The organism is Bacillus paranthracis (genome assembly GCF_024296885.1).
In the GTDB taxonomy this organism is placed as follows: domain Bacteria; phylum Bacillota; class Bacilli; order Bacillales; family Bacillaceae_G; genus Bacillus_A; species Bacillus_A paranthracis.
Map to the genome: position 1 here is coordinate 2301382 of NZ_CP101135.1, position 24655 is coordinate 2326036.

Genomic DNA, 24655 nt, shown 5'->3' on the forward strand with positions numbered 1-24655 from the left:
TGGTAGCACCGAAGGAAGGTTATTTATACTGGAGGGATTACCGATGCTAAACATTTTATTAATGATTGTTTTTATCATTTTTTTAGCCGTTTCCATGTATATTGCGTATCAAAAAAGAAAAAAAGCAGAAATAAAAGGATTGAAGAGTGCATTAACTTCAATTTGTTTCTTTTCACTTGCAATTTTTAATTTGTTCGCATATTGGTTTCAGTTCGGCGGTATGTTGACAGTGCTATTTTCAATCGTATTATTGTTAGTTGGGGCTTATTTCACAAAATATATTCCAATTTCCAAAAAGGTACACTAAAATTTATAGTTAATACTTTATTTCATTATGAAAAGAGATTATTCTACTAGGTCGTTATGAAATGACTTCATAGGATAATCTCTTTTGTTCGTTTAATTTTGTAAAGAATGTACGGTTAGTTTCAATTGTTTAATAAATTCTCGAGTTGCAGCACACATATATTTATCTTTTCTATAAATAAGTCCTATTTCTATTGTTGGAGTAGGATTTTCTATTTTAATAGCTTGGATGTTTTTATTTTGTAAAAAGTCTATATACGGTTTTGGTAAAACTGTAATTCCCATGCCTTTTGAAACCATTTGGATTAAAGATTCCATTGTACTAATTTCTAAAATTGGTTTTGGTTTAAAGTTGAATTTTTGACAATGGGATGTAATTAATTCGGTTAAAAAGAAATTTTTAGGTAAAAGAATTAAAGGGTAATTCTGCAATTCAGCAATAGATACATGATTATGTTCAGCTAATTGATGACCAGTTGGTACGACTATTATAAGTTCACTTTTGTAGAGAGGGGTAGAAATAATTTCTTTATCTTGCACCGGTAGAAATGTAATGCCAATATTTAGTTCGTTTTGTAATAATTTTTCACGAATATCTCCTGTGCGAAGTCCTAATACAGAAAGTTCTATATTAGGATATAAATTATTAAAATTTAAAATAGCTGGTGGTAGTAAGTAATTTACGACGGTTAATAATGATCCAATTGTTAAGGAACCTTGTTGTAATCCGTTTAAATCTTGAATAGCAGAACGGGCTTGTTCAACTTCATGAAAAATTGTTTTACTATGTAATAATAAAATCCTCCCAGCTTCGGTTAAAGATATTTTTTTACCAATTCGATCGAAAAGGGGCATTCCAACTTCATGCTCTAATGCACGTATTTGTTGACTTAGTGAAGGCTGTGAAATATTTAATTTCTCAGCTGCTTTTGTGAAATGCAATTCTTTTGAAACAGCTAAAAAATATTCAAGTTGTCGTAATTCGATTTGGATCACCTCAAGTATAATAATAGGTTTTACCTATTATTATTATATAAATAATTGGATTGAACAATGATTTTTTAGGTTTTATAATCATCTAAAAGAGATAGTAGTGAAAATAAATCGAGTGAGAAAATACATGGAACAATCTTAAAGGAGGAAATAGAATGGCTAATGAATACCAATTATTATCTTTAAATATAGGGTTACCGAAAGAGGTTACATACGGAGGAAAGGTAATTCATACAGGAATAAATAAGAAACAAGTAAAAGAACCGGTGTTTTTATCCTTTGTAAAATTTAATGGAGATGGTCAAGCGGATTTAGTTCATCATGGTGGAGTAGATAAAGCGGTTTGTGTGTATTCGGGAGAACATTATGGATATTGGGAAAAAGAGTTGAATCAAGTACTTATATATGGAGCATTCGGAGAAAATATAACAATTAGTGGTATGTGTGAAGAGGATGTTTGTATTGGTGATACATTTCAAATTGGAGAAGCAATTGTACAAGTAACGCAGCCAAGGCAACCTTGTTTTAAATTAGCTAAGAAATACAATATCCCGAAGTTACCACTATATTTTCAAGAAACAGGATATACAGGGTTTTATTTTCGCGTATTAAAAGAAGGATGGGTATCACCTGCTGATACATTAAAGTTACTGAAGTCGGATCTAAAAGGTGTGACAGTAGCTTTTGCTAATCGTATTATGCATAAGGAAAAACAAAATTTGGAAGGGACAAAGAGGATCTTAGAAGTACATGCACTTTCTACAAGTTGGAGAAATACATTTGAAAAGCGAATGAGAGGAGAAGAAATGAATACGAAGGAAAGACTAGAAGGGAAAAAATAATAAAAAATATTTTTTTATAAATGGTGCATTTCTATTAGTAAAAACGAATTAGAAAGCGCTATTTTTATATTATAAACTTATTAATATTCAAAAATCTTAATATCTTTTTATTCGACTTATTTTCGAATAGTCGAAACATAAAATTAATTAGACTTTTTTTTTATATTTTATGATAGTATATTGATTGGTAAGACCTATTACTTTAAGAGCAGGTTCTACAACTATATCTAATTTGATGGAATTAACATATGGAGGGACAACATGGGGAATGTTGAAAGTTTTGAAAAACTTCTTTTAGAAGAACCGAAAAGAGAGCAGTTATTTCCTTTATTTGAAGAAGTGTTTGGGATTCCAAGTCAAACATTGCATGATTTTTCAGAGAGAGGTTATTGGGATGATACATATAAAGCTTTATCATTTTTACAAGAAGATAAAGCGATTGCAAACGTTGCGGTATTCTCGTTACCATTGCTAGTGAATGGTGAAAGAATAAATGCAGCAGGCATTCAATCGGTAATGACACACCCTAATTTTCGAAGACAAGGACTCATGACGCAATTAATGAGTAAAATGATAGAAGAAATCGATAAGAAATGTGAATGCACATTATTGTTTACGGAAAAACCTGAACTATATACATCATATGGTTTTAAAGTTGTGCAGGAGTATTTGATGACTATTCCATATGATAAAAAGAATAATAATGATTCCTTACTTAGAGAGCTAGATTATTATATGGAAGAGGATAGAAAATTAATACATGAAACTATAGATAGTAGCCAAAGACTTTCAAATAATTTTTCAACATTAAACTTCCATCCTTCGTTTTATTTGAATATGTACAATTCGGAATGGAATGAGAAATTGTATTATTCAGAGAAACTAGATGCTCTAATTGTGTATGAAGTAGATAATGAAAAGTTGAAATTATATGGAGTGTTTGCACCAGTAATTCCAGTTTTAGATGAAATATGTGGGGAGATCGCTGAAAGATTTACAGAAATCGAATTTTACTTCTCTCCAGATCAATTAGGGGTTGAGGATGTACAGTTTACAGAATTACAATCAAGTAAGTATTTAATGGTTCGAAGTAATAGAGAGTTGGATTTGAAAGGTTATAAATTCCCAGTATTAGTAGAATTTTAAATGTGTATATAGATGCTTTATTAGGGAGGAACTATGAAAATATCACATATACCAGAACATATTGAGCAACTTACTATAATGAATGTACCTGAATATTATAAGCTTAATAACAATCATGCGCTTATTGTCCGCTCGAAAGCCGAAACAGATTTTTGGCTTAAAACACATTATGGATTCGAAGTAATGAATGGTCATGTATTTTATACAGAGACGATGACAGACTTTCAAGCTGAAGTTCAATTGCGTATGAATCCAAATTCAAAATTCGATCAAGCTGGTCTTTTTGTTATGGTTTCGGAAAAGTGTTGGCTGAAAACTTCATTAGAATATATTCCAGATGGTCCATCTCATTTAGGAGCTGTCGTAACGAATAATGGATATTCCGATTGGTCCACGCAAGACTTTCCGACAGAATTAGCTAACGAGCAACTTCGTTTTCGAATTGTTCGTAAACGTGGTGATTATACAATATATGTGAAGAAGATCCACCAATGGGAACAAATAAGAATCGCTCATTTGATGGAGGATATAGGAAATAAGCCTATTAAAATAGGTTTTTACACGTGTAGTCCGTCTAAAAATAATGGATTTGAGACTGAGTTTTTAGAGTTTACAACTGAAAAAATATAGATGAAAAACCGTATTCTTTTCATTAGGAATGCGGTTTTTATATGTATATAATAAAAAGCACATTTATTGACCGTAAAGTCATTAATGCTTATCATTTAATAATGTTAAATATTAATTTACATAATATAATAGGAATAAGAAAGAAATTACAAACTACAGCGCTTAAATAAGGAGGGATATGAGTTATTCGGGAGTAATTTCATGGGAAAAGGAGATTATGTATGAAATCATTTCGTAAATTATTACAGTATTTAAAACCATACATGTTCTTCGCTATTATTGGACCACTATTTATGGTACTTGAGGTTGCGATGGACTTAATTCAACCGACTATTATGCAACATATTATTGATGTTGGGATAGCAAATCGGGATATGAATTATGTAATAAAAATGGGACTTCTTATGATAGGAGCTGCAGCACTCGGTTTAGTTGGAGGGCTTGGGTGTATGATGTATTCTACAAAAGCAGCTGTTAATTTCGCTACTGACATACGAAAAAATGTGTTTACGAAAATAGAAACATTTTCTAGTGAAAATCGTGATTCGTTTGGAACTGGAAAGTTATTAACGATAGTGACAAATGATATTACATCTATTCAATCGGCGATGACGATGACATTACGTGTTCTCGTTCGTGGTCCTTTGTTATTTATCGGAAGTATCATAATTGTTTTTGTGACAGCACGCGAGTTATTTCCTATATTACTCGTAGTCGTTCCAATTTTATTACTTGCGATTATATTCATTGCGAGTAAAGCGAGCGGGACGTTCAAAAAGGTGCAAGAAGCATTAGATAAAGTGAATACAAAGTTACAAGAAAATTTATCTGGGGTACGTGTTATTAAAGCGTATGTAAGACAAAAATATGAAATTAATCAGTTTGGAAATGTTAATACAAATTTAACGAAGATAAATATTCGAGCGGTGCAGCTTATTTCCTTAATGATGCCAATCATAATGTTAGTTGTAAGCGGAGGGATTGTCGCAACATTATGGATTGGTGGAGAAAAAGTATTTAACGGGACTCTTCAAGTAGGAGCTATATTAGCGTTTATAAATTATTTGAATATCATTTTAATGTCACTTATGTCTATCAGTATGGTATTTATGCAAATCGCGCGAGCATTTCCGTCTGCGGATCGAGTACAGCAAGTTTTAAATACTGAAGTTGATATTACGAGCGAAACAAATGCGCTTGTACCTAAGGAAATTGAGGGGAATATTGATTTTAAAAATGTTAGTTATAGTTATACGAAAAATAATGAATATGTTTTAAAAGATATTTCATTTCGCATATGTAAAGGTGAAAAAGTAGGGGTTATCGGTTCTACAGGAAGTGGTAAATCTACTTTAGCAAAATTGTTACCACGCTTATACGATGTTGATCAAGGTGAAATATGTATTGATGGAATAAATGTTAAGGCATACGATTTACAAAAACTTCGTGGTTCAATCGGGTTCGTACCTCAAAAGGCATTGTTGTTTTCAGGTAGTATAGAAGAGAACTTACGTTATGGAAAAGAAGATGCAACGAAGGAAGAGCTGGAAGTGGCGGCTTCATCAGCTTGTGCGACTGAGTTTATTAACAAACTGGAAGATTCTTATCAATATCATGTAACACAAGGTGCGACGAATTTATCAGGTGGACAAAAACAACGTGTATCCATTGCAAGGGCGCTTGTGAGAAAGCCATCTATTCTTGTATTAGATGATTCTACATCAGCAGTTGATGCTAAATCAGAATCTAACATTCAATCAGCATTAAGGAGAGAATATAAAGGAACAACAACATTATTAATTGCTTCTAAAATCTCATCAATAATAGATGCTGATAAAATTCTCGTGTTAGATAATGGTGAATTAGTTGGTGATGGTACACATAAAGAACTGTTAGAACAATGCGAGGTTTATCAAGAAATCTATCTTTCCCAAGGTGGCAATTTGTATAAGGAAGGTGGGAAAGAACATGCGTAATTTTCAAGGGCAATTTGCTAATAAAGGTGGACGTAACGCATCAAAGATGGGGAAGGCTAAAAATACGAAAGGAACTGTGATGAGAGTATGGAACTATATGGGCTACCAAAAGGCTGCCCTTACGTTCGTTATATTCTTAGTGTTTGTTACGACGTTACTTGGGTTATTAGGTCCGTATTTAATGGGAGTAATTATCGATCAATATATTGTACCGAAAGATTTAAGCGGTACGGCGAGAATGTGTTTGTTACTTATCGCGATTTACGGTGTAACAGTATTCTTAACTTGGTTACAAACATTTGTAATGGTTAATGTTGCATTAAAAACGATACAAAAAATACGACAAGATATTTTTGAGAAAATCCAAACACTTTCTTTACGGTTCTTTGATGTACGTTCTCAAGGGGATTTAATGAGTCGTGTAACAAATGATATAGATAATTTGAATCAAGCGTTGACACAAAGTGTTGTACAAATTATTTCATCAGCGCTAACTTTTATAGGTGTGGCGATTGCGATGTTCGCATTAGATTGGATCTTAGCAATTGTTACTTTAATTACAGTACCTATTATGTTTTTCGTTACAAAAAAACTAGTTGCTTATAGTGGCAAAAACTTTGCAAAGCGTCAAAAAGATTTAGGAGAATTAAATGGATTTATTGAGGAAGCTATAACAGGAGCGGATGTTACAACGTTATACGGGAAAGAAAAAAAAACCGTACAAAATTTCAATAAAATTAATGAACAACTAAGAGTTTCAGCAACGAAGGCGGATACATTTTCAGCTTTTATTTTTCCAAGTATGAACTTTATTAATAACTTAGGTATGGGACTTGTAATTGGAACTGGATCAGTAATGGTTTTAAATGGAATGACAACTGTAGGTGTCATTGCAGCTTTTATTAATTATTCTCGTCAATTCTCAAGACCACTCAGTCAATTCGCAACTTTAATGAATACGATTCAAGCGGCAGTGGCTGGTGGGGAACGTGTTTTTGAAATTATGGATGAAGTACCGGAAATCAAAAATAAAAAAGATGCATTCGTTGTACAAAATTTACAAGGACATGTTGCACTCGAGAATGTTTCATTTGGGTATGAGGAAAATAAAACGATTTTAAAAGAAGTGAGTCTTAAAGCGCGGCCAGGGGAGACAATTGCTTTAGTAGGTCCAACTGGATCAGGTAAAACAACAATCATTAATTTGCTAACGCGCTTTTACGATATACAGCAAGGGCAAATTCATATTGATGGAAAAAATATAAAAGAATATGATATGAATTCGTTGCGAGGTAAAATAGGAGTAGTTTTACAAGATACGTATTTATTTGCTGGGACGATTATGGATAATATACGTTATGGGCGATTAGATGCTAGTGATGAAGAAGTAATCAATGCAGCTAAGGCAGCATCTGCACATTCTTTTATAAAACATTTACCGAATCAATATGAAACAAAAATAGCTTCAGAAGGATCGAATTTAAGTCAAGGACAGAAACAACTTCTTGCGATTGCAAGGGCAATTTTAGCAGATGCAGATATATTAATTCTCGACGAAGCAACATCTAATATTGATACGAGAACGGAATTACAAATACAAGAAGGACTAAACAATTTAATGAGAGGTCGAACAAGTTTCGTAATCGCTCATCGACTGAAAACGATTGAAAAAGCAGATCAAATCCTTGTTATAAAAGATGGAAGTATTATAGAAAAAGGGAATCATGAATCTCTCATGGAAGATAGAGGGTTTTACTTTGATCTGTATACGAGTCAGTTTAAAATTTAATAAGAATTTTGATATGGTGCGGTTTCTCTAGAAAGGAGAAACCGCATTTTTATATTTATAAAGATAATTAGAAATATAGACTTGAATTTTTTTAGATACACGAATTGTTAGCAAATACTAGCAACTTCAGTGCCAGACGGGAACAATAATTTACGAGGTATTGTAATAATCTCAAGAGCCATCTGGGCTGAATGGAGAAGTATTGGAGTTAACTCTAAAGCGCGTGTTAATAATAATATAAAGCTTGTTAGAATTGCAAAGCTTCCCCAAAAGAAACTTTTTGAAGTGTTACGGAAATCTTTTATTAAGGAAAAGAAAGAAAAAAATGCTGTAACAACAAGAATTAAAAATTTATACTTATCAGCCATTAAACCCCTCCTAAAGAACAATAACTTATATTATAGCGTATTTTTCTGTATTATTATAAAGAGATTTTAAAATGAATGATAAAAAGTAGAGGCCGCAACTTAAAGGAATGACGGATTACCTTGAGCGTAGAGGCTGGTGGTATGAAAAGTTAAGTAAAGATTTTATTTTAGTGAAACAGAAAAATCACTCGGCCTCAAAAAGAGGATACTTTTATTGAGTAATCCTCTTTTTTTTAATAAAGGAAATTTAATTGGTTATAATGGAAAGCGCACTGAAAACTAATAAAACGGCCATAATGATGTTAAATGATTTAGTATGCTTCAACAAAAGTTTTTGAAACATGGAACCGAATAATGTCCAACTAAATGTGCTCATTAATCCAACTACACCTAGAAATAATGAAAAAAGTAGATAACTTGAATATGAATTGTAGTAAGGAAGAATAAAAGTTGATACTACAGTTAGTCCGAATAGTATTCCTTTAGGGTTAATAAACTGAAGGGAAATCCCAACTGTAAATAAATTTTTATTATATTTTTCATCGGAATTTATGCTAGTTTTACTTGTGAGTATTTTAAGAGCTAAATATAGCATATATGCTACACCTAAGATTTTTAAAGGGAATTCAATTATAGGTAGGATATTAATTAGTACAATATTAAAGAAGCTACATAATGAAGTGAGGATGAAAAAACCGAAAGCTACTCCGAAGCAAAATTGCATACTCCTTTTTAAACCATGTTGATTAGCGTATGTCATAGCTAAGAAATTGTTAGGTCCTGGTGTGAAGCTACTTATAAAAACAAATAATAAAAAAGAAAATATAGGCATTTCAAAACCCCCTATTTTTTGTATGTTATAATGACCGAAAAGAACAATATAACGTGTGCTTTTTATTGTACATTATGGTCGTTATGTTGTATATATTGTAGGAGTGTTTCTTATGGAAGAAATTCAACTTATTTTGGCGAAAAATTTAAAGACAATACGAGAGAAGGAAAAATTAAGTTTAGAAAAGGTTTCCCAATTAACAGGTGTGAGTAAAACGATGATTGGACAAATTGAACGAGGAGAGTCAAGTCCAACATTAACAACGATATGGAAAATTGCCAATGGTTTGAAAGTGTCTTTTACTTCTTTAATCAATAATCCGCAACCGGATACGAAAGTTGTTTTACGAAATGATGTTCAAGTATTATCAGAAGACAATGGAAGATATAAAGTGTATCCTTCTTTTCCTTTCCAAGATGATAGGAACTTTGAAGTCTATACGGTTGAAATTGAAACAGAAGGAAAGTTAAATTCGGAAGGTCATAAAGAAGGGACCGAAGAATTTATAACGGTATTTGAAGGGGAATTGACAATTGAAATAAAGGATTGTCAATATAAATTAAATAGTGGGGATTCAATTCGCTTTAAGGCGGATAGACCACACTCTTATCATAATTTCGGAAGAACGCTAACTAGGTTAAGTATGACCATACATTATCCGGTTATATAAATTTACTATTACACGAAGAATATAAAGAAAAGTGCGTTGATAAACCATCTATAAAAGATGGTTTTATTTTTGAAATTCATAAAAAAGGACACTCGTTTGAGTGTCAACATAGTATTGCTCTCGCGTATAGGATTGGAGTTTGTTTCTCATATACGTATTGAGATGGTTCGCATTTGAGAAACTACCTTCACCTTTAATGTAACATTGGCAGAGAGCAGTGTAAATTGATAATGTATATACGGAAAATTTAGTATAGATACTTTGTACTATGAATATAGTACAAAGTGTTTCTTATTGCAAAATCACTGTCGTGAAGTTATTAATATATAAGCTTAAGGAATGATGTAATAGTTACTATTTTAGCATTTAAGAATGGTTATTATAAAAAAGAACGAATCATTTTTTAATCGATTCGTATAATTGTTAAAGAGGCACCTGTTGAACCACCCCCAACTAAATTAACTATGGATAATACGCCGAATAGTTGAAGTGAAATTGTATTACCAGCAATTAAATTGATTATTAAATTATTATTATAATTTGAAGTTGATATTGCGAGTGAAAAGATAGATCCGGAAAGTGGAGTCGAAGAGTTTAATAGTAGCGATTTAGTATTTTGGAATGGAACTATCATTTTATTATATTAATACTACTAGTTATAGTAACGGTAAAAAGTTTACTTTATGTAAAATCATTTGAGTATGAAAAAGTAGTTATGGAATTTTTCTAAAATGATAGAGGTTTTATTTTGTTAATTAGTAAACAAAATGTGAAATGAGGTAGAAAATTGAACAGCGATGAAAAATTATCTTTGAATAAAGGTATGGTAAGACCAGAAAATATTGGACCTACTTTTCCGGTTCTTCCGCCAATTTATATTCCAACGGGAGCAACAGGAGTAACGGGAGCAACAGGAGCAACAGGAGTAACGGGAGCAACAGGAGCAACAGGAGTAATAGGAGTAACAGGGACAACAGGAGCAACAGGAGCAACAGGAGTAACGGGAGCAACAGGGGCAACAGGAGTAACAGGGACAACAGGAGCAACGGGAGCAACAGGGGCAACAGGAGCAACAGGAGCAACGGGAACAACGGGAGCAACAGGAGTAACGGGAGCAACAGGTCCAACAGGCGTTATTGGCCCCATAACAACAACTAATTTATTATTTTACACTTTTTCAGATGGAGAAAAACTTACATATACAGATTCAGATGGGCTAGCTCAATATGGTACAACTCACATATTATCTCCTGATGAGGTTTCTTACATTAATTTGTTTATTAATGGAATACTTCAACCACATCCATTATATCAGGTTAGTACTGGCCAGCTAACTTTATTAGATAATCAACCACCATCACAAGGTTCTTCAATTATTTTACAATTTATCATTATTAATTAAAAAAGACAGATTCTTAAATAAGAAGGATCTGTCTTTTTGCTCTACATTAAAATAGTTAAAACTAAGTGACGATAAATTCGATTGTAATTGGAATTCCACCGTCTAATGCATCTCCGCCAGGAATTGTAATAGCACCAGTAGGTCCAGTAGTAACACTGGAGTTCACACTAGGTTGAAGAATGCCGTTTACATATAAGTTGTAATACGTAAAAGTCGGAAAAGCAGTTGCAGTAGTGCCAGCATCGTTTAAACAAGCTGTAGCAGCAATTGCAAAAGCTGCACCTGTTCCTGTACCAGCTCCTAATGTAGATGTAAATCTTCTAGATGCCATAAATGGTTGAATAATTGGCAATTAATTCTCACTCCCTATATTGTTTTTTGGAACGAAGTATACAATAACTTGTCCACTATATTGTATGAGAGTTTTTGATAATAGAAACGGCTTTATGATAATAGAGGGAACACAATTTAAGTAAAGATATTATTGTTATTTATTTGAAAAGGTGGTGTTATTACTTATTATTTGTAAGTTATTGGTTATATGCTAATGCTTAGTTTTAATATTTAAATTAAAATGTGCTTTTAAACCTAAGAGATAAACGTGGAAAAATAAAATAAACTCTTAAGTTTAGGTGTTTAATCTAAGCAGTCAATTATTAAAAACATATAATTAATATGTGAGTCATGAACATAATTAAATTAAGCTTTCAAGTTTAATTATCATTCATGTTTCCTATCTTAAATGAAAAAAATAACTCAATTATTTTTTTCAATCGGATCTTTTATAGTTCTTAGAATAGGAAAACACTCAACTATAAGACAAGTCAGGAGGAAATAAATGTCACATAACAATTGTTTTGGTCATAACAACTGCAATAATCCGATTGTGTTCACTCCAGAATGTTGTAACAATCCACAAACAGTTCCAATTACTAGTGAGCAATTAGGTAGATTAATTACTTTACTAAACTCTTTAATTTCGGCTATTGCAGCGTTTTTTGCAAATCCAAGTGATGCAAACAGATTAGCTTTACTCAATTTGTTTACTCAGCTATTGAACTTACTAAATGAATTAGCACCTTCTCCAGAAGGAAATTTCTTGAAACAATTAATTCAAAGTATTATTAACTTACTACAATCTCCTAATCCCAATTTAGGTCAATTACTTTCTTTATTACAACAATTCTACAGTGCTCTTGCACCATTCTTCTTCTCATTAATTATTGACCCTGCAAGTTTACAACTTTTATTAAACTTATTAACTCAATTAATTGGTGCTACTCCAGGAGGCGGCCCAACAGGAGCAACAGGGGCAACAGGAGCAACAGGCCCAACAGGAGCAACAGGGGCAACAGGAGCGACAGGTCCAGCAGGTACTGGTGGCGGAGCAACAGGAGCAACAGGAGCAACAGGAGCAACAGGTCCAACAGGCCCAACAGGAGCGACAGGTCCAGCAGGTACTGGTGGTGCAACAGGTTTAACAGGAGCAACAGGCCCAACGGGAGCAACAGGTTTAACAGGAGCAACAGGCTTAACAGGAGCAACAGGCCCAACAGGAGCAACAGGCCCAACAGGAGCGACAGGTCCAACAGGAGCAACAGGCCCAACAGGAGCAACAGGTTTAACAGGAGCAACAGGAGCAACAGGAGCAACTGGTGGCGGAGCTATTATTCCATTTGCTTCAGGTACAACACCAGCTGCGTTAGTTAACGCGTTAATAGCTAATACAGGAACTCTCCTTGGATTTGGATTTAGTCAGCCTGGTGTAGGATTAGCCGGTGGAACGAGTATTACATTAGCGTTAGGTGTAGGTGATTATGCATTTGTAGCACCACGCGCAGGTGTTATTACGTCATTAGCAGGTTTCTTTAGTGCAACAGCTGCATTATCTCCATTATCACCTGTTCAAGTGCAGATACAAATATTAACTGCACCAGCTGCAAGTAATACGTTTACAGTACAGGGTGCACCTCTATTATTAACACCAGCATTTGCTGCAATCGCAATTGGTTCTACAGCATCAGGTATTATACCTGAAGCTATCCCAGTAGCTGCAGGAGATAAAATACTACTATACGTTTCATTAACAGCAGCAAGTCCAATAGCTGCAGTAGCTGGATTTGTAAGTGCAGGTATTAATATCGTCTAGTTTGCTGTAATGTCTGTTAGAAATTTGAACTGGCATTTGTATATAGCCCTTCCTAATTGTATTAGGAAGGGCTATATTTTATGGAAAGATAGGTGATAAATCAATTGAGAAAGTACTCTTTGTTAAAAAAATCAAAATTAATGATTTATAATCTATTGTTTATGGAATAAGTTATAGGATATGAAAAATTATCTATAAATAAAAAAGATGAATTCTATTAAAAACAGAATTCATCTTTTAAATAAAAGGGAAGTAATTTATTTATCGTGAGTGTTAAAATGTTATTGTACAAATTAGTAATCAACTATTTGTTTTTATTACAGTTACATCCTTTTTTCTTTACATAGCCTTGATTGGCTAAGTCTCTTTGTGATTGGGAATTGGAAGATTGAGAATTCGAAGACTGAGAGGATGTTGATGAACTACTATTTTTATTATGAGAGTAGTTTTTTCGATAGTTATAATTACTCATAGTACTATCACCTCCAATTAAATATATAACTATTATATGTAGCTATTCTATTAATTGTTACGATAATAAATAGGAATGGGTATATAATAAAAAAATCTCCTACGTATTTTCCGAGGAGATAAATAATTGTCCTTTCATAATATAAATTAATATCCCCAGTAAAGAGGAAAATAATATGAATCTTGGTAATATAAATTTTGTTGTGGATTAGGAGGATGAGTTGCAGGGGGTATCGTTCCGCGGTTCTGATTACAATTTGCTGGAGGACCGATTACTGTAGTGGATTGAATAGGGGATACCGCTTGTTTCCATTGTTGCTCATCGAGACAGTAAGTATGGGCCATTATATTAGCGGGAGTTAATCTTAAAATATCAGAACCAAAAATAACTTCTGGTGTTGGGGCATCGAAAATTGCTAATAAATGAGTGTTATCTGCTGTAGCAATTTCATAATGCCACCACGCTTGTGGAATGTTGGCAACTTGCCCCGGTTTTATTGGTAAGTTTAATATTTGATTTGTAAAAGGGTTAAGTAAAGAAACAACTGCAGAGCCTGAAATGCAGTAAACAAGTTCAGCTGCATTTTGATGTATGTGCGGCTCTACAACATTTCCTGTACTTAAATAGATATCTAATAAAGAAGTGTTTTCTAACGTATTTAATTGTTTCTCGCCAAGTACGTTTATATAGTTTTGAGCATCTTTCTGAAAAAAATTACTTTTATTTAAATCATAAGTGAAATTAGTTGAGGGGGAGGTGTAGTCGATATTAGAAGTCAATTGTATTACCTGCCTTTCTATTAGTAAGTAAGGTTATAAAATTAGGATATGTGTCTAGTGTTTGTTATGTGCGGTTGTTGGTATCATAATAAATTTGCCTATGCCATAAAGAATATGGGTTGTATTTCGTATTTTGAATAACAGACCAATCCTTTTTCATAGAGGTATTGGTCTGTTATTCAAGATAGTTTTTGCTGAATAATTAATTGTGCTTTAGCGGTATTGGCGTAATTTAGCCGCTCTAATGCCGAGTTTTGTTTTAAACCAAAATGGATTTCTATGATGTCAAAATGAGATACCTTTGTTTTAAGTGGAACAGGTATACCGTTTACTTTTGCATTTTTCATTTTATGTGCAATTTTTGGAAATGCAGAGAAAGTAAAATCAATAATTGTAGCACCATCTGGTAAATAAATAGGTTGTAAATCTGAAGTATAAGCCGTTATGGTATTTTCAAATAGTTCGTACGATACTAGATTGTGGAACGCAATTGGATCTGTAGTTAATAAATTGTTATGCACAATTGTATCATTCATTATTTTATAAGATATGGATTGGACATTTGCAGTTCTATTATTTAATAAAGAAAAAATGCCGTTATCTTTTAATGTTTTTGCTAATTGTGTTTGAATGATAATTGTTTGTTCAGTATTATTCATATTGACTTTAGTTTTTAAATTGTTATTAAAATAGCTATTTTCAAGAGTTTTAATTCGTTAGATTGTAGATAATTTGCCTTTTGTAATAATACCTCGCTCATATAAATCCGTCCCTTAAAATTATTTTTAATAGTAATTCTATATAATAGAATAAACCCCCTTTGAAATTATTTTAATTATGTAAAAAATAAAGGTGTTGAGATGAAACTATATTCGTATATCCATTCATACTTTGGATTGATGGAAAAAAGTAAAGAACGTGTTAATTTAATATTACATCAATCATTAATAAGGGGTGAAGGTTCATGTCATTTAGTGAAATGATTAGAAATGAAGTGCTTGGCTGGGCAGGTGTCTCTGAAAAACCGCATCGATTTGGCGGCATTGAAATAAATTATGGCAAGAAAGAACTTGGTCATCTGCATGGAGATAAGTTAGTTGATTTACCATTTCCAAAGTTAAAGCGGGATGAATTAGTAAAACAAGGATTGGTCAAACCACATCACGTATTACCTGAATCAGGATGGATCAGTTATTATATAAAGAGTGAAGAGGATATACCATTTGCAATTGAGTTATTTCGTATGCAATATGACCGAATAAAAAAATAATGAAATAAAATAGATGAGTAAAAATATATTTTCATGTCACATCCCTCCTTAATCGTTCGTCTTGTATGTAGAACGATAAGGAGGGATTTTATTATGAAGAAATTTGATGTAGCAATTGTTGGTGGTGGCCTTGCTGGATTAACAGCGTCTATATATTTAGCGAAAGCCGGAAGAAAAGTGATTGTATTAGAAAAGTCCAGTCGCTTTGGTGGTCGAGGGATGACTATTAATAAAAATGGGATCTGTATGAATCTTGGTGCACACGCCTTATATAGAGGAGGAGCCGCATTTTTAACTTTTAATGAGCTCGGTATGAATCTACCGGGTGGAATTCCATCTACAAAAGCACATGGAATATGGAAAGGGGATATTTTCACTATACCAACAGATTTCCGCTCAATTTTATCAACACCACTACTTTCGTGGTCTGCAAAAGTACAATTCTCACGTCTTATGATTCGTTTAGGGAATTTAGATGTAAGAAAAGTTCAAAAAGTGAGCCTAACTACATGGGCAGAAAATGAAATAAAAGATCCAATGGTTCGCAATATATTTTATGCGCTATGCCGAACAACAACATATACGTTTGCTCCTACAATACAATTAGCATCATCTGTACTAAAGCAAATACAGCTTTCGATAAAAGATGGGGTATTTTATGTAGATGGTGGCTGGGAGACGATAATAACAAAATTAAGAGACATTGCGAATCATGCCGGGGTGCAATTTTTGGATAAAAAGCATGTTTTGGAAATAGAGCATTACGAAGATAAACAAAGAATATATTGTTTTGATGATGAGGTATTTGAAGTAGGTACAGTCATTGTGACGACTCCACCGAAAGAAGCTTGTAACATAATTAAAGGTGTGGAAGGAACAAGTTTGCATAGATGGAGTAAACAATCGGTACCAGTTACTGTTGCTGCATTAGATATTGGTTTGAGACGATTACCTAATCCGACACATCAATTTGCATTAGGGTTAGATCAGCCTATATTTTTCACGAATCAATCAAGAGCAGCTAAATTAAGTGATGATGGATCAATTACAGTGAGTTTAATTAAGTACCATAATCCTGTACTAGAGATGAAACAAACTCATGAAGATAAAGAACAGTTAGAAAGTACAATGGATTTGCTACATCCAAATTGGAAAAGAGAAGCTGTTGCACAGCAATATTTACCGAAAATAACAGTAGTATATGATTTCCCTCATATAAACCGAGTTGAAAAACCAGGTCCTAATATCCCTGAAATGCCAGGTATTTACGTTGCAGGTGATTGGACTGGGCATGATGAAATATTAGCTGATGCTGCAGTAGCAAGTGGAAAACGTGCAGCGTTACACATTTTAAAGCAATTAGAAAGTGAGGGAGTTCATCATGGAAACGGAGCAATTATATGAAGCGTATCAACCATTATTATTTTCGTTAGCATATAGAATCCTTGGGAGTGTTATGGATGCTGAGGATATCGTTCAGGATGTATTTATCTCGTTAAATAATATAGAGGATCTTCAGTCTATAGAAAATATGAAAGCATATTTGTGTAAGGTGGCGACAAATCGTTCAATTGATAAATTACGTTCGGCAGCGCATAAACGTAACGTGTACGTAGGGATGTGGTTACCAGAGCCACTTGTAGAAGAAAGTAATGAGCCATCAGAGTCATTTGTTATGAAAGAATCCCTTTCCACAGCATATTTATTACTTTTACAACAACTGTCTGAGGTAGAAAGGATTGTTTTCATATTAAGAGAGGTTTTCAGTTATGAATACGAAGAAATAGCTTCAATTGTTGATAAGAGTAGTGTGAACTGTAGGAAGATCTTTCAACGCGCACGAAATAGTATATTGGATAAGCCGAAGCAATCAACATTAAGTACGAAGAAAATGGCTGATTATGTTGAAAAGTTTGTATCATCACTACAATGTGGTGATGCGCAAGGTATGTTAGAAGTATTAAAAACAGATGCGATATTGAAAGCAGATGGTGGTGGTAAAGTTACAACTGCGATTCATCCGATTTACTCTGCGGATCGAATTATACGTTTGTTCTTTGGGATTGCACAACGATTGACAGAAGAGTACACTGTTGATTTCAAAATGGTAAATGGTATGCCTGGGGTAATAGTTACAATAAATAATAAAATAACGTATGTTCTTTCGTTTGCATTTGAGGATGAGAAGATTTCAAACATTTATATGATGGTTAATCCTGAAAAACTTATGCATTTAAATGTAAAAATATAAAAAACGCATTTCTTCAGAAATGCGTTTTTTTATTATTTTTCTAACATTTCAAGAGGTACATCTTTTTCACCAGCTACCTCAAATTTAATTTCCCCGTCTTCTTCATAAATACGTGAAATAATCGGTATAGTAATCATTAATTTTTTATGTTGCTTGCGCTTTCGAGCAGCATCTAAGCTAATCACGTTCATTGTAAGCATCCTTTCTTCTAGAAATATATAAACAAAAGAAAATGCGTCCGGAAAGGGCGCTTAATTGAATTTGAAATACCGATTCATTTAAATGAGGTTTATATGATTTAACAACTGCAATTGAATTAAAAATAGTATGAATGGAATAATTGCACGTAGAAATTAACTTTACCAAAAAACGAAACAATATGCTATAAAAAATTATAAATCTTTGTCATATAACGGGAAAAAGGTTTTTGTTTCGCATATAATGAAAGTAGACGAGCAACAAGAGCTTTTTCATCATATTGCTTTAGAAAGGGATGAAAAGAATGGATACATTAGATTCATTATTAATTCAACTTGAACAATATGGAGAAGAGCATGATCGAAATAAAAAAACACGGGAAGAAAAATTACGGAATATTTCTCGTGAGATGGGGCAATTTTTATCAATTTTAGTAAAAGGGTGTAGTGTAAAAAACATTTTAGAAATTGGAACTTCTAATGGTTATTCTACATTGTGGTTAGCTAATGCGGTAGAAGAAACAAATGGAAATGTAACAACTGTAGAGCTTTCTTCAGAACGAGTTGGAGAGGCACTTGCCAATTTTGAAAAGGCAAACCTTTTACAAAGGATTGATGTTCACAATCAAGAAGCAGGGGCATTTTTAGATTCACAACTAGATCATTCATTTGATTTTATTTTCCTAGATTCAGAGCGTACGCAATACATGTGGTGGCTTGAGCATATAAAACGCATTTTACAACCAAAAGGTCTTCTTGTTGTCGATAATGCTACTTCTCATGCGAGTGAATTAGCTGAGTTTATAAAAATGATTGAAGAAGATAAAATGTTTGAAACAGTGTTATTGGCATTTCAAAATGGTGCATTTGTAGCGCGTAAGAAGCAATAGGATTGAACGCAATATAATTATCACATTGAAAAAGGGTGTATGTCAAAAGATTGAGTACAGTAGGATGGGAAGGACGTAATTTATATATGTGACATACGAAGAATCCGCCTTCAGCATGTCGGTCTCTAGGTCTTAAGTCTGAGGAAAATTATGTTGTTTACAGGTATACTTATAGTAAGAAACAGGGAATGAATGCATAAGCAGGTATTTCTTGAAAATTGATTTCATATAGGCTGTTTGCACATGAAATACAATATATTAGATGAAATATAGTGCACATAAATTCGCACATATAAATAAAGGAGCGATTTTGTTGACTGAACTCGAGAAAAAAGAACCCGTATCAATTGTGAAAGATAATAATGTAGAAGTAGTAGTTGATACAGTTATAAAAGATGAAGAACTTGATGAATTAAATAAAGAAGCCGATCTTTATGTACAAAAATTAAATAGCGAGCAAAATACAGATTTATCGAAAGTATTGTCTCAGCTAGGAGATTTAGGGGATAAAGAGCAACAAGCAGCAGGACAAACGTTATCAGCATTAAAACGTCCTGTCACAGCGATGATGAATGGAAAGAACGAAGAAATTCCAAATACATTGTTAGAGTTACGAAAAGTGGTATCAGAGCTTGATCCGAATTCATTAAAAGCAAGTGGTATGAAAAAAATTATGTTTAAAGTATTCAAGAAAAATCCACTTGAAACATACGTGCATAAATATCAATCTATAGATAAGCAAATTGAGGAGATTATAAGATCGCTTCTAATTGGTCGTGATAATTTACAAGAAGATACAGTCGGTCTTGAAATGCTTAAAGAGCAATCACACGATAAAATTCATGCGCTTGATAAGCAAGTATACTTAGGGAAAAAACTTGCTGGCATGCTGGAAGCTGAGAAACAAAATCCAGAACGTCAAAGGGATATTCCATTAATTAATGATGCATTAGAAAAGATTTTAGTGCGTACGCGCAATATGCAGCAAGCGAAAAGTGTGTTATTACAATCTATCGCATCAGTAGACATTATTAAGAAAAATAATGAAAAGTTAACAGAGGCAATTCGTAATGCAATTACGATGACGCAAAACGTTGTAACAGTTTCTGCTGCTATCCAGTTAGCATTAACAAATCAGCGTAAAACAATTGATGCAGTGAATGCAACAAATGAAGCAATTGAGTCTATGGTATTAAGTAATTCTCAGGCATTAAAACAAAATACAGAAGAAACAACGAAATTACTTGAAAATCCTGCAATTAGCATGGATAAATTACGTGAATCATTCCAAAACGTATTTGCTGCAATTGAAGCTTCTGAAAAATCGTCAGAACGTATTATCGAGTCAAGTAAAAAGTTTGTTATTGAACTGGACACATTTAATGATGAAATGAAACAAAAACTCATTCAGCGCCCAAGAAAATAGCAGACTTTTAGAGGAGGTGAAAAAATGAGTTTTATTCAAACTGTATTATTACTACTCGGTACATTGTTTTTAATCGCATTTACTGTCGTTGTTTTAGTTGTATATTTCGGACGTAAACTGTATTTTTCGTGGACGAAGCCATATAAAAGAGCACACGATTCTTTAGATAAGTTATCGAATAAATCATTACCGTTTCTACAAGAATTTACACAACATCCACTCTTTTATCGTTGGATTCGTACGGAAGGAAAAAAAGAACAACATATATTAAATACGCTTTTCTGTGCATCAGGTCAACGTACGAGAGAGCAAGTATTCTCAATGTTACCGAAAGAAAAACAGAAAAAAGTACATGTAATGGCAAAAACGACGAAAAAGCTTACTAATGAAGATATTGATGTAGCAGCGATGAAAGTAAAAGATTTTTTAAGACAAGAAACGCAGCAAACAGTAAAACCGACAGATTTATCGTTTTATAAATTGTATTTTTATGATCGATATCCAGATGCATTAAATACAATTCAAGCGTATAAACGCTCAATAAATCCTTCATTACAAAAAACAGTTGATGATATTACAATTTCAGTATTAAATGCACTGCCATACTATCAAGAGCAACGTATGTTTGAACAACAACATAAACTTGAAACGTTCTTAATGAAAGATTTAATAGCGATGTTATCTTTAGTGGTGCAACTACCACCATCACAACGTCCCGAAAAAGAAGAAGAATTGAAAATCTACTTACAAAATTTCCAAAAAGAAATGGAAGTAGTAGAGCGGGATATTCGTGACTCGATTGATCACGATTTGAATGTGAAGATGAGAGCAGCGACTGAGAAGTTTAAAAATAAGTAAGAGAGATTTCCTTAAAAAAGCTGATAAATATAGCTTTTTTGAGGGATCTCTTTTTATTTTGATAAAAATTATAGTTTAATCAGAAATTGCGGAATTAGTTGAAGTATTAATAAGTAAGTAAAAAGCTTTTATTATGATATTATTATTGCTATACTGACAAATGTTGAAAATGTAAGATTCCAAAAGCAAGTGTTTTTATATAAAAATATCCAAAAAACATGTATAGATAACTAGTTTGGATCTTATGAAATACATAGGTAGAGGAGTATATTTAAATAGTGGATACTTTGTTAATGTTTATTGGGATGATTGCTTTAATTGGAGCAATAGTGTTTTTTATTGGGATGATAGGGACGTTAGTTATAAAGAAATATCGTTCACGCTTGAAAAAAATTGCTATTATTTTTGGTTCATGTTTATCGGTATTTATAGTTTCATTAACCTTAAGTCATATCTTTTATCCAATAACTGCGGAACAACAAGCTGAAATGGATAAGAAAGCAGAAGAAAAGAAGCAATTAGCAGCTAAAAAAGAAGAGGAAAAGAAATCGGAAAAAGAAAAACTAGAAGAAGAAAAAAATGCTGAAAAGACGAAAAAAGAACAAGAGAAAAAATTAGCAGTTGAGGCAAAGGAAAAAGAAAAAGCTGAAAAAGAAGCAGCCGAAAAAGCAGAGGAAGAAAAGAAGATTAAACAAAAGGAAGAAACAGATAGGTTAAAAGCAGAGGAAGCAAAGAAAAAGGCAGAAGAAGAGCAACGTAAGCAAGAAGAGGAAGCAAAGAAAAAAGCAGAAGAAGAAGAGCAACGTAAGCAAGAAGAGGAAGTGAAAAAGAAAGCTGAAGCGGAGGCACGCAAGGCAGAAACACAACAAAAAGTGTTGGAATCAAATTATAGATCAGCATATGCTACTCATAGTAAAAAGCTTACAGATTCTTTAAATCAGACGGGGAATCTATTAATTAATAATAAGATCGGGAATGAAGAATGGACGATTAAATTAGCTGCTAGCTTAATCATGTTACAAGATGTAACTGAAAATCCACCGAATGTTCCGGTGCCTGATAAATTTAAAGAAGTTAATAGTTTATATATGCAGGCTTTAGAGAAATTTAATCAATCTGCGAAATTAACTCCAGAAGCTTTAGATGAAGGAAACACAAATAAAATGCAAAAAGCTACGAATTTAATGAATGATGGCGGAGAAATACTTAAAAGTGCTAACACTTTATTAAAAGAAATTATGTAGTTTAGTATTTAAATGATAGTATGAAAACTACCTATTCTTTTATGAATAGGTAGTTTTTTGTTGTATATTATTTTGCTTTTACAGTGGCCTTACTAGAAGCAACACTTTCATTATGCAATCGATCAACTGCAGTTACTACATACGTATACGTCTCACCAGAAATAACTGCTTTATCTACATAAATTTCTCCAAGTTTTGTTTTTCTTACAGTAGTAAGTAAATTTTTCGGATTTTGTATATCCACTTCATTTTTTCCATTCGCGCGATAAATGGCGTAATAAGCAGAGTCATTCTCTCTATTATCAACGATACCTACAGCAATACCTTCATCTCTTGGAATAGCACCTTTTAAAGTCGGTTGTTTTGGTGGATCATGATCAAGCCAAGGCATAGAGGGGATTAATGCAGAATATTTATATATGTCTTTTGAGAGTCTATCTTTAATTCCTAGTGGATTGTTATTAATATCTTTCAAGCTAAAATGCATACTACCTTTTATTTCAGGATATAACCGATTTAATTCAATTTGTCTTGGGTATTCTTCTGGATCAGACCAAGCTGGGACAGAATTATTATTAATTTTATAGGCCGCCTGACCGATGTATAGGTGGATCGGTTTATTATTTGTTTCTTTTACCCACCAATCTACTAATATGTCATACGCAGCAGGAGTGAAACCTATATTCCAATATATTTGCGGTGTGATGTAGTCAATGTAACCTTTTTGTATCCACTCACGTGTATCAGCATAAAGATCATCAAAGTTTCTTTGGCCGGCAGTTGTGTTTGAGCCAGTCGGATCATCAGCTATATTTCGCCATACGCCAAATGGGCTAATGCCAAACTTTACGTATGATTTTTCTTGTTTGATAGTAGCATTTAAATCTTTTACAAGCTCATTTACGTTGTCACGTCGCCAATCTTCTATATTTGTAAATCTACCGTTATTATATGTTTCATACGTTTTTTGATCGGGGAATTGTTCGCCCGCTACTTTATATGGATAAAAATAATCATCCATATGTAACGCATCAATATCGTAATTTTGTACGATTTCTAAAGCACCTTCAGTTATAAACTTTTTTACTTCTGGAATACCGGGGTTGTAATATAATTTTCCGCCATAAGGTACAACCCAATCCGGGTGCTGTCTTGCAGGGTGATTATTTGATAATCGATTTATATCAGTGTGATTCATCGTTATTCGGTATGGATTAATCCATGCGTGGAATTCTATATTTCTTTTATGTGCTTCTTCAATCATAAATGCTAGTGGGTCGTATCCGGGATCTTTTCCTTGTATACCCGTAATGTACTCAGACCAAGGACCATAATTTGAAGGGTAAAAGGCATCAGCGGTTGGTTTTATTTGTACAATGACTGCATTCATACCAGTGTTTTTTACATCGTCTAATAATTCAATAAATTCTTGTTTTTGATTTTCAATTGGTAAGCCAGTTTTTGAAGGCCAATCAATATTAAGAACAGATGCGATCCATACAGCACGTAATTCGTGTTTTTTGTACGTAGTATTTACTTCAGCATAAGTAGAGTGAGGGGAAATGAAAGAGAAAGGGATGAACAAGATGACGATGCAGCATATCATAAACAAACGTTTAACGATCATGTATACGCCTCCCTATCATATGATTATCTAAAATAATATTCGAGGTGAGGTTGGCCTTGCAATAGAGAAAATTGCATATTGAAACATTAATTTAATAGGAAAAATATTTTTGGTGAAATTTACTTTCATTATAACTAAATTCATTTACTACTTCATATGCTTGTTAGTAAAGTGAAACTTCCTTTCATTTGAAGGGTAGTAAATTATAAGTATAGGAGGATTCATAAATGAAGGTTTTGTTCGTTTGTTCTGGAGGAATGTCCAGTGCAATTGTTGTAAACGCTTTAAAAAAAGAGGCGGAGAAAAAGGGTATGAACATGGAAGTGCATGCGATTGGAACAAGTGAGGTGGAAGAAGAAGTAAAAAATGGTTGGGATGTTGTAATGGTTGCACCACAAGTAAGACATCGATTTGACTCTGTAAAAAAATTTGCAGAAGAGGAATCTATTCCATGCGGTATCATACCACCGCAAGCATATACGCCGCTTGGTGGACCAACTTTATTAAAAACTGTAAATGATTTAATTCGTTAGGGGGA

Annotated in this window: 24 protein-coding genes and 3 pseudogenes; 18 read left to right on the forward strand and 9 right to left on the reverse strand. The window is 33.1% G+C overall.

Going from position 1 to position 24655, the window contains the following annotated elements:
• The first annotated feature begins 43 nt into the window (after positions 1-43).
• Positions 44-307: a hypothetical protein gene (locus NLJ82_RS11715; protein WP_000932119.1), complete on the forward strand. Its 264-nt coding sequence runs from the start codon at positions 44-46 to the stop codon at positions 305-307.
• A 92-nt stretch (positions 308-399) separates the two neighbouring features.
• Here the strand turns inward: NLJ82_RS11715 and NLJ82_RS11720 are convergent, their stop codons facing one another.
• Entirely contained in the window at positions 400-1302 is a 903-nt protein-coding gene (locus NLJ82_RS11720; RefSeq protein WP_000614449.1) for a LysR family transcriptional regulator, read from the reverse strand.
• Positions 1303-1454: 152 nt separating this feature from the next.
• Between NLJ82_RS11720 and NLJ82_RS11725 the strand changes: the two genes are divergently transcribed.
• From NLJ82_RS11725 to NLJ82_RS11745, 5 genes are all read left to right on the forward strand, one after another.
• Positions 1455-2141, forward strand: coding sequence for an MOSC domain-containing protein (locus tag NLJ82_RS11725; RefSeq protein ID WP_001262984.1), 687 nt, complete (start codon positions 1455-1457; stop codon positions 2139-2141).
• A gap of 261 nt (positions 2142-2402) precedes the next feature.
• A complete protein-coding gene (locus tag NLJ82_RS11730; RefSeq protein ID WP_000528697.1) occupies positions 2403-3287 on the forward strand; it encodes a GNAT family N-acetyltransferase in 885 nt (294 codons plus the stop codon).
• A gap of 33 nt (positions 3288-3320) precedes the next feature.
• The gene (locus tag NLJ82_RS11735; RefSeq protein ID WP_000703153.1) at positions 3321-3917 is read left to right on the forward strand and encodes a DUF1349 domain-containing protein; all 597 of its coding nucleotides are present in this window, start codon (positions 3321-3323) and stop codon (positions 3915-3917) included.
• 221 nt (positions 3918-4138) lie between these two features.
• Positions 4139-5893 carry an ABC transporter ATP-binding protein gene (locus NLJ82_RS11740; protein WP_000834810.1) on the forward strand — a complete coding sequence of 585 codons (1755 nt, stop codon included), beginning with the start codon at positions 4139-4141 and terminating at the stop codon, positions 5891-5893.
• Complete coding sequence (locus NLJ82_RS11745) at positions 5886-7682, forward strand: ABC transporter ATP-binding protein (protein WP_001243536.1); 1797 nt, start codon at positions 5886-5888, stop codon at positions 7680-7682. Before NLJ82_RS11740 ends, NLJ82_RS11745 begins: the two co-directional genes overlap by 8 nt.
• A gap of 107 nt (positions 7683-7789) precedes the next feature.
• Here NLJ82_RS11745 and NLJ82_RS11750 read toward each other — a convergent pair whose 3' ends face one another.
• Positions 7790-8050 (reverse strand): hypothetical protein, encoded by a 261-nt coding sequence (locus NLJ82_RS11750; RefSeq protein ID WP_000774130.1) that lies wholly within the window; start codon positions 8048-8050, stop codon positions 7790-7792.
• Positions 8051-8145: 95 nt separating this feature from the next.
• Between NLJ82_RS11750 and NLJ82_RS28755 the strand changes: the two are divergent.
• A pseudogene (locus NLJ82_RS28755) lies at positions 8146-8268 on the forward strand (N-acetylmuramoyl-L-alanine amidase C-terminal domain-containing protein); the annotation flags it as partial.
• Between the two features lie 29 nt (positions 8269-8297).
• Here NLJ82_RS28755 and NLJ82_RS11755 read toward each other — a convergent pair.
• The gene (locus tag NLJ82_RS11755; RefSeq protein WP_001121298.1) at positions 8298-8882 is read right to left on the reverse strand and encodes a LysE family transporter; all 585 of its coding nucleotides are present in this window, start codon (positions 8880-8882) and stop codon (positions 8298-8300) included.
• A 112-nt stretch (positions 8883-8994) separates the two neighbouring features.
• Between NLJ82_RS11755 and NLJ82_RS11760 the strand changes: the two genes are divergently transcribed.
• Positions 8995-9552 (forward strand): helix-turn-helix domain-containing protein, encoded by a 558-nt coding sequence (locus NLJ82_RS11760; protein ID WP_000391322.1) that lies wholly within the window; start codon positions 8995-8997, stop codon positions 9550-9552.
• Positions 9553-9955: 403 nt separating this feature from the next.
• Here NLJ82_RS11760 and NLJ82_RS11765 read toward each other — a convergent pair.
• Positions 9956-10156, reverse strand: a pseudogene (locus tag NLJ82_RS11765) (BclA C-terminal domain-containing protein); the annotation flags it as partial.
• Between the two features lie 183 nt (positions 10157-10339).
• Between NLJ82_RS11765 and NLJ82_RS11770 the strand changes: the two are divergent.
• A complete protein-coding gene (locus tag NLJ82_RS11770; RefSeq protein WP_012644406.1) occupies positions 10340-10954 on the forward strand; it encodes a DUF4183 domain-containing protein in 615 nt (204 codons plus the stop codon).
• 61 nt (positions 10955-11015) lie between these two features.
• On the opposite strand, the gene NLJ82_RS11775 is transcribed toward NLJ82_RS11770, so the two are convergent.
• Positions 11016-11306, reverse strand: a complete 291-nt coding sequence (locus NLJ82_RS11775; RefSeq protein ID WP_001121647.1) for a DUF4183 domain-containing protein — start codon at positions 11304-11306, stop codon at positions 11016-11018.
• 486 nt (positions 11307-11792) lie between these two features.
• Here NLJ82_RS11775 and NLJ82_RS11780 point away from each other — a divergent pair, with 486 nt between their 5' ends.
• Complete coding sequence (locus NLJ82_RS11780; RefSeq protein ID WP_000019170.1) at positions 11793-13103, forward strand: exosporium glycoprotein BclB-related protein; 1311 nt, start codon at positions 11793-11795, stop codon at positions 13101-13103.
• Between the two features lie 618 nt (positions 13104-13721).
• Here the strand turns inward: NLJ82_RS11780 and NLJ82_RS11785 are convergent.
• Positions 13722-14354, reverse strand: coding sequence for a cupin domain-containing protein (locus NLJ82_RS11785; RefSeq protein ID WP_000203243.1), 633 nt, complete (start codon positions 14352-14354; stop codon positions 13722-13724).
• A gap of 179 nt (positions 14355-14533) precedes the next feature.
• Positions 14534-15058: pseudogene (locus NLJ82_RS11790) on the reverse strand (TGS domain-containing protein); the annotation flags it as partial.
• 260 nt (positions 15059-15318) lie between these two features.
• Here NLJ82_RS11790 and NLJ82_RS11795 point away from each other — a divergent pair.
• From NLJ82_RS11795 to NLJ82_RS11805, 3 genes are all read left to right on the forward strand, one after another.
• Complete coding sequence (locus NLJ82_RS11795; protein WP_000010316.1) at positions 15319-15624, forward strand: luciferase domain-containing protein; 306 nt, start codon at positions 15319-15321, stop codon at positions 15622-15624.
• A gap of 93 nt (positions 15625-15717) precedes the next feature.
• Entirely contained in the window at positions 15718-17028 is a 1311-nt protein-coding gene (locus NLJ82_RS11800; RefSeq protein WP_000713003.1) for a phytoene desaturase family protein, read from the forward strand.
• On the forward strand, positions 17006-17875 hold the full coding sequence (locus NLJ82_RS11805; protein WP_000447140.1) for an RNA polymerase sigma-70 factor: 870 nt from the start codon (positions 17006-17008) through the stop codon (positions 17873-17875). Before NLJ82_RS11800 ends, NLJ82_RS11805 begins: the two co-directional genes overlap by 23 nt.
• Positions 17876-17907: 32 nt before the next feature.
• On the opposite strand, the gene NLJ82_RS11810 is transcribed toward NLJ82_RS11805, so the two are convergent.
• Positions 17908-18066 carry a hypothetical protein gene (locus NLJ82_RS11810; RefSeq protein WP_001100983.1) on the reverse strand — a complete coding sequence of 53 codons (159 nt, stop codon included), beginning with the start codon at positions 18064-18066 and terminating at the stop codon, positions 17908-17910.
• A 302-nt stretch (positions 18067-18368) separates the two neighbouring features.
• Between NLJ82_RS11810 and NLJ82_RS11815 the strand changes: the two genes are divergently transcribed.
• The 4 genes from NLJ82_RS11815 (at position 18369) to NLJ82_RS11830 (ending at position 22490) form a co-directional block, all read left to right on the forward strand.
• Positions 18369-18962 carry an O-methyltransferase gene (locus NLJ82_RS11815; RefSeq protein WP_002027690.1) on the forward strand — a complete coding sequence of 198 codons (594 nt, stop codon included), beginning with the start codon at positions 18369-18371 and terminating at the stop codon, positions 18960-18962.
• Between the two features lie 313 nt (positions 18963-19275).
• The gene (locus tag NLJ82_RS11820) at positions 19276-20388 is read left to right on the forward strand and encodes a toxic anion resistance protein (RefSeq protein WP_000137402.1); all 1113 of its coding nucleotides are present in this window, start codon (positions 19276-19278) and stop codon (positions 20386-20388) included.
• A gap of 24 nt (positions 20389-20412) precedes the next feature.
• Positions 20413-21246: a DUF3974 domain-containing protein gene (locus NLJ82_RS11825; protein ID WP_000008358.1), complete on the forward strand. Its 834-nt coding sequence runs from the start codon at positions 20413-20415 to the stop codon at positions 21244-21246.
• Positions 21247-21524: 278 nt separating this feature from the next.
• Complete coding sequence (locus NLJ82_RS11830; protein WP_000380289.1) at positions 21525-22490, forward strand: hypothetical protein; 966 nt, start codon at positions 21525-21527, stop codon at positions 22488-22490.
• 67 nt (positions 22491-22557) lie between these two features.
• On the opposite strand, the gene NLJ82_RS11835 is transcribed toward NLJ82_RS11830, so the two are convergent.
• The gene (locus tag NLJ82_RS11835) at positions 22558-24117 is read right to left on the reverse strand and encodes a glycoside hydrolase family 10-like protein (RefSeq protein ID WP_000635976.1); all 1560 of its coding nucleotides are present in this window, start codon (positions 24115-24117) and stop codon (positions 22558-22560) included.
• A gap of 227 nt (positions 24118-24344) precedes the next feature.
• Here NLJ82_RS11835 and NLJ82_RS11840 point away from each other — a divergent pair, with 227 nt between their 5' ends.
• Positions 24345-24650: a PTS sugar transporter subunit IIB gene (locus NLJ82_RS11840; protein ID WP_000865889.1), complete on the forward strand. Its 306-nt coding sequence runs from the start codon at positions 24345-24347 to the stop codon at positions 24648-24650.
• The last annotated feature ends 5 nt before the right edge of the window (positions 24651-24655 follow it).

What these genes read in the sequence shown, in the direction of transcription:
- NLJ82_RS11760 (WP_000391322.1), top strand. Translation starts at nt 8,995, where the DNA reads ATGGAAGAAATTCAACTTATTTTGGCGAAAAATTTAAAGACAATACGA.
- NLJ82_RS11825 (WP_000008358.1), top strand. Translation starts at nt 20,413, where the DNA reads ATGAGTTTTATTCAAACTGTATTATTACTACTCGGTACATTGTTTTTA.
- NLJ82_RS11780 (WP_000019170.1), top strand. Translation starts at nt 11,793, where the DNA reads ATGTCACATAACAATTGTTTTGGTCATAACAACTGCAATAATCCGATT.
- NLJ82_RS11715 (WP_000932119.1), top strand. Translation starts at nt 44, where the DNA reads ATGCTAAACATTTTATTAATGATTGTTTTTATCATTTTTTTAGCCGTT.
- NLJ82_RS11725 (WP_001262984.1), top strand. Translation starts at nt 1,455, where the DNA reads ATGGCTAATGAATACCAATTATTATCTTTAAATATAGGGTTACCGAAA.
- NLJ82_RS11835 (WP_000635976.1), bottom strand. Translation starts at nt 24,117, where the DNA reads ATGATCGTTAAACGTTTGTTTATGATATGCTGCATCGTCATCTTGTTC.
- NLJ82_RS11840 (WP_000865889.1), top strand. Translation starts at nt 24,345, where the DNA reads ATGAAGGTTTTGTTCGTTTGTTCTGGAGGAATGTCCAGTGCAATTGTT.
- NLJ82_RS11795 (WP_000010316.1), top strand. Translation starts at nt 15,319, where the DNA reads ATGTCATTTAGTGAAATGATTAGAAATGAAGTGCTTGGCTGGGCAGGT.
- NLJ82_RS11750 (WP_000774130.1), bottom strand. Translation starts at nt 8,050, where the DNA reads ATGGCTGATAAGTATAAATTTTTAATTCTTGTTGTTACAGCATTTTTT.
- NLJ82_RS11730 (WP_000528697.1), top strand. Translation starts at nt 2,403, where the DNA reads ATGGGGAATGTTGAAAGTTTTGAAAAACTTCTTTTAGAAGAACCGAAA.
- NLJ82_RS11800 (WP_000713003.1), top strand. Translation starts at nt 15,718, where the DNA reads ATGAAGAAATTTGATGTAGCAATTGTTGGTGGTGGCCTTGCTGGATTA.
- NLJ82_RS11745 (WP_001243536.1), top strand. Translation starts at nt 5,886, where the DNA reads ATGCGTAATTTTCAAGGGCAATTTGCTAATAAAGGTGGACGTAACGCA.
- NLJ82_RS11755 (WP_001121298.1), bottom strand. Translation starts at nt 8,882, where the DNA reads ATGCCTATATTTTCTTTTTTATTATTTGTTTTTATAAGTAGCTTCACA.
- NLJ82_RS11740 (WP_000834810.1), top strand. Translation starts at nt 4,139, where the DNA reads ATGAAATCATTTCGTAAATTATTACAGTATTTAAAACCATACATGTTC.
- NLJ82_RS11735 (WP_000703153.1), top strand. Translation starts at nt 3,321, where the DNA reads ATGAAAATATCACATATACCAGAACATATTGAGCAACTTACTATAATG.
- NLJ82_RS11805 (WP_000447140.1), top strand. Translation starts at nt 17,006, where the DNA reads ATGGAAACGGAGCAATTATATGAAGCGTATCAACCATTATTATTTTCG.
- NLJ82_RS11810 (WP_001100983.1), bottom strand. Translation starts at nt 18,066, where the DNA reads ATGAACGTGATTAGCTTAGATGCTGCTCGAAAGCGCAAGCAACATAAA.
- NLJ82_RS11815 (WP_002027690.1), top strand. Translation starts at nt 18,369, where the DNA reads ATGAAAAGAATGGATACATTAGATTCATTATTAATTCAACTTGAACAA.